This window comes from Gordonia sp. i37, assembly GCF_002043085.1.
Classification (GTDB): domain Bacteria; phylum Actinomycetota; class Actinomycetes; order Mycobacteriales; family Mycobacteriaceae; genus Gordonia; species Gordonia polyisoprenivorans.
The window spans coordinates 1-4,104 of record NZ_MVPX01000122.1 but is presented as its reverse complement, the minus strand read 5'-3'; the positions used below and the strand labels follow the sequence as shown (position 1 = coordinate 4,104).

Genomic DNA, 4,104 nt, shown 5'->3' with positions numbered 1-4,104 from the left:
CAACGACGTGGCAATGCCGGCATCTGCCCTCGGGCAAGTTGTGCCAGCTCAGGCGGCAGTTGTCGGCCATCGCCCTGCTCGAGTAACGCCTGGGCGAAGCCATCCTGCAGAACGGCCAGGGCGTCTTCGTATCGAAGCTTCTGCTCGCCGTCCAGAAGTGCACCCACACGCCGGGCATATGCGAGAGTGAGAAGCGTTGTGGCATCGGTATCTTCCAGGCGCAACACAATACCGCTGTCGCTCGGAACCAGATCCGTCGAAGGATGGAGCGTGTCGCTCACGAGAGCGGCAATCGCCGGATGCTTCAGGTACAGATCGGACCTGTGCTGCCAGGCATCGCCGATACCGAAGTCCTGTGCGCCGGGAAAGATCCCCGTCAGCCCGCGTCCCGACGTGACCGGGTCGTACACGTCAAGAAAATTCGACCAGTCATCGACCTTGGAATAGGGAAAACGCTTCAGAATGCGGTCACTTCCCCGATGCAGCGACGAGGATCCGCCTGGGCTCCCGATCGTGATGAAGCGACGTACGTGAAGGTTCGGCGGAAGGTGGTCGAGCAAGTCGATCGCGATCACACTCCCAAGACTGTGGCCGATGAGAATCACGTCGCCCGACGTGGGAAGGTCATCCAAGATCTGTTGGAGTACTGCCGCGCGCAGGTCCTCGTTCTCCATGTAGTTCTTGACTTGCCGCAGGATGGGCAGCCAGTCGACTCCAGACTTCTGGAACTTCTCGAGGACGGCGTCGGGCACCCTGCCCAGCCCGAAGGTCCGGACCACTCCGCTCTTGCCGAGTGAGCGTTGAACGCGAGCCTGTCGACGTTCGAATGCGCGACGCGCGTCGTGATCGTTGCGGTCGTTGTAAGTGCGCTTGGGGTGTTTGGCCTTGATCCCCTGTGTGGTCAGGAGCCCTGCGTACCTCGGTGCGATGACGTCGTCAGGTGAGACCTCGGAAGATCCATGCTGCGTGAGGCCGACATTCAAGCCCCGTAACCAACTCTGCTCCGGATCGCCGTCACCGACACCGTGTAGATAGACAATCTTCATTGACAGTCCTCAATTCGTTCGAAAGTTGGGTAGGTGCGCACCGATGTAGCCGATGTAGATCTTCCCGGTACCCGTGGCGTCGTTGTGGTAGTGGATTCGGGGAGAGATGCTGCCGTATTTGGCGATTCGAATGTGGGCGCCCATGAACACAAATCCCGAGGCATCAACGTCGCGCGGCACCGGCAGGATTCGAGCTCTACCGAAGATCGGATGGTCCTGAGTCGCGCGGGTCTCGCCCTTTGCGTGGCAACCGGGTGTGAGGGATGCGCACCCGGGCGGCACATCATTGATGTAGTCGTCGACGCTGCCATCGAAGGTGCCGTGTGACCGTACTCTGCAGTAATCGTTGAGCGCGCGCAATGCGTCCCAGGTCCGGATCGGCCAATCGAGAAGTCCATGTTCATCGAGTTCCACTGCAGTCCGACGGTCACCGGTGAACCGGACCAGGTCGAACTCGTTGATGCGGTCGATGAGTTCGTCGAATGTTGCCGGAGGGTCGTCCGTCGAGACTTTCTCGGCAACCCACTGCACGCTTCCCTCGCGGTCGAGTCGGGCGAGCTCCGAGCGAAGGTGACGCAGCTCCTTCTCGGCGTCGGCGAAATCAATGCGGATGCCCGCCAGTTCTTCCTGACCGTCTTGCGCGCGGCGTGCGAATTCGGTCTTTTGCTCCTCGAGGCTGCTGCGCTCGTCCTCGAGAGTGCGCAAGCGGGTGCGGATGAGCCGCAGATGGTCGCCGGACTTAAGTGCCTCCGAAGCGAGCTCCCCGAGTCGGGTAACGGCGTCGACGGTCACCTCTGCGGTTCCGATCACAGACGACACCACCGAGCGCAATGCGGCGAAGACGCTCGTCGGGACCGTCGAACGTTGATCGGTCGAAGCTGTCTGGTCGTCGGCGGGGACTTGCTCTGTTGGCGATGTCTTGCCCCCGAGATCAGGATCGGCCGGTTTGAGCTCCGCTGCTGCAGGCACTTGTGTGGCGACGGAGTCGATGAGGGTTTCGTCGAGAAGCTGTCGGAGTCTGCGATCGATCCGGAGTAATTCGTGGGGCAGCGGTGTCGAGGCAGAATGGCGACAGGCTGATCGAGCGAGCAGATCACGAAGTCGCGATTCGGAGTCGCCAACGATGCGCGGTGTGGTGAGAATGCGGTGTCGCACCGCATCGTGGCGATCGTCGAGCACCGGGTCGGGCAGGTAGGTGCGGATCGACCACTCTTTCACCCGATGGGATTCGGGCAGTCGTGAGTTGAGTTCGAGCGTGGTGGCCGGGTCGAGCGCATAGGCGCTGGCCATGCCGCGGGTGCCCGCCAGCAGTTTCGACACGAAGCGCAGCCAGTCGGCTTGCGGGATGTTGATGTTGTCGTCGGCTCCTGCGAGGAACAGGAAACCTCTGCGCTCGGGGTCCATGAGCGCGTCGTAGAGGTAGTCGACGTCATCGACGGTGGCTCGATACGGTGCTGCGGTGAGACGATGAGAGCCGTCGAGGCCGTCGGTGACCTCGAGAATGTTGCGAACCAGCCGCGGTACACCGGGTGCGCGGTCGCTGGGACCGAGGACATCGGTCCATACCCAGCCCGAATCGGTTCGGTCGACGAAGGTGGTGAGCTGGGTGATCCACACCCCTTGACCCTGATCCTGATGGAACCGATAACGCTCGATGGTACTGCCGTCTTGGCGTTCGTCGCGGACCAACGAGGCTGTCACCCCGTCGGCAACGGTGACGACGCCCGGCCCAGTGATCTGGTCTGCGTCCCAGTCTTTTTCCTTGCACCACGAGTAGAGCTGTTGGTGCACCTTGGTGGTCAAGGCGGCATCCGTGTCGATGCGAAACAGCGATCTACAGCCGAGTTCGGTGGTCAGCGAGGCACTGGATGTCGGTGCCGCCGCGGTCATCGTTACTCGACCTCGAATTCGGACTGGTCGAAGCCGAGGGTCGCGGCGTTCTCGCGAACAGTTCTGATGGTGGAGTCGGTGAAGCCGTCTGGGTTCGATGCACTGATTTCGATTCGCACATCGACACTTGTACCCGGTACCAGTGACAGATTTGCGAGAATCTCTTGCTGAATCGTGGAAAAGTCGCGCGCCGGGAAGTCACCGTCGAGCGTCGTGGACGCGAAGTATCGCGTCGTACGAGACGGCAAGGGGTCGTCTCCACTGGTGCCCCCCTGACCTGGCCTGCCGGTTCCAGGTCCGGTCGGACCTGTCCGGCCGCCTGCGGTACCACCGCCCTGGCCGCCGCTTCCGCTGATCTTCTCGATATCAGCCTCACGCTGCCGCAACGCCCGCTTGGGCTCTACGATCAACGTGCTGTCGGCCAATTGTGGCGTTGCCTCATCGGTAGGCAGATGGATGTCGAGATACTCATCGGTCGTTTCGTCATAGCCCACAGCGAATGCGAAACCGTTGATTTGCCAGGTGGTATCGCCGTAGACCGTCAGCAATCCCTCGATGAGGGCATCGCGGTCTCGCAGGCGAGCCAGATACGGATAGGTGGCGTAGTACCCGTAGAGAGCGCCGATACTGATGTGGCCGGGTTCCCACGCAGCGGCAAGTGGGCCGGTGAGATCCATCGAGATCAGCGTGCACGACCGGGTAAACGAGAGTTGGCTCTTGTCGGCCATGCGTTTGCCGGTACGGGCAATGAGGTCGTCGGTGGTGCCGCCGGTGTTGAAGGTCTCCAGTGCGTACGTCGCAGCTCCGGGTGGTTGGTCAGCGGCCATCGCCCAGATGAAGGAATCGGTGAGGCGGTCGGCGACGACGCCGTCCGCCTTGGACATCCGTGACTGGGCTTGCCTCGTCTGCTGGCCACCGAGCCCGAGGCCGTCGGCGTTGTCCTTGACGTATTGCCAGGCGAGGAAGCTGCGGACGGCATCGTCGAGTTCGCGCGCGCGTTTGTCGTCGGCGGCGAGGAAGATGAGAGCGTTCTTGTAGGTCCGGTTGGCCGTCCCGCGGTGTTCCAGACAACTCTGAGCCCAGTGCAGGGCCGAGCTGTTGGTGCTGCGGGCGCTGTGGGTGAATTCCATCGGTACGATCACCAGCCGTGTTGCTGGTTCGTCGGGGG

The 4,104-nt window shown here is 62.0% G+C and carries 2 protein-coding genes and 1 pseudogene; all 3 read right to left on the bottom strand.

The features are described from left to right. Window positions 1–1,046: alpha/beta hydrolase (locus B1964_RS05765; protein ID WP_139765639.1), on the bottom strand; the 1,046-nt coding region annotated here is incomplete at its 3' end. A gap of 9 nt (window positions 1,047–1,055) precedes the next feature. Beyond that, window positions 1,056–2,936 carry a hypothetical protein gene (locus tag B1964_RS05760; protein ID WP_079929184.1) on the bottom strand — a complete coding sequence of 627 codons (1,881 nt, stop codon included), beginning with the start codon at window positions 2,934–2,936 and terminating at the stop codon, window positions 1,056–1,058. A gap of 2 nt (window positions 2,937–2,938) precedes the next feature. Beyond that, window positions 2,939–4,104 (bottom strand): annotated as a pseudogene (locus tag B1964_RS05755) (AAA family ATPase); the annotation flags it as partial.

What these genes read in the sequence shown, in the direction of transcription:
- B1964_RS05760 (WP_079929184.1), bottom strand. Translation starts at nt 2,936, where the DNA reads ATGACCGCGGCGGCACCGACATCCAGTGCCTCGCTGACCACCGAACTC.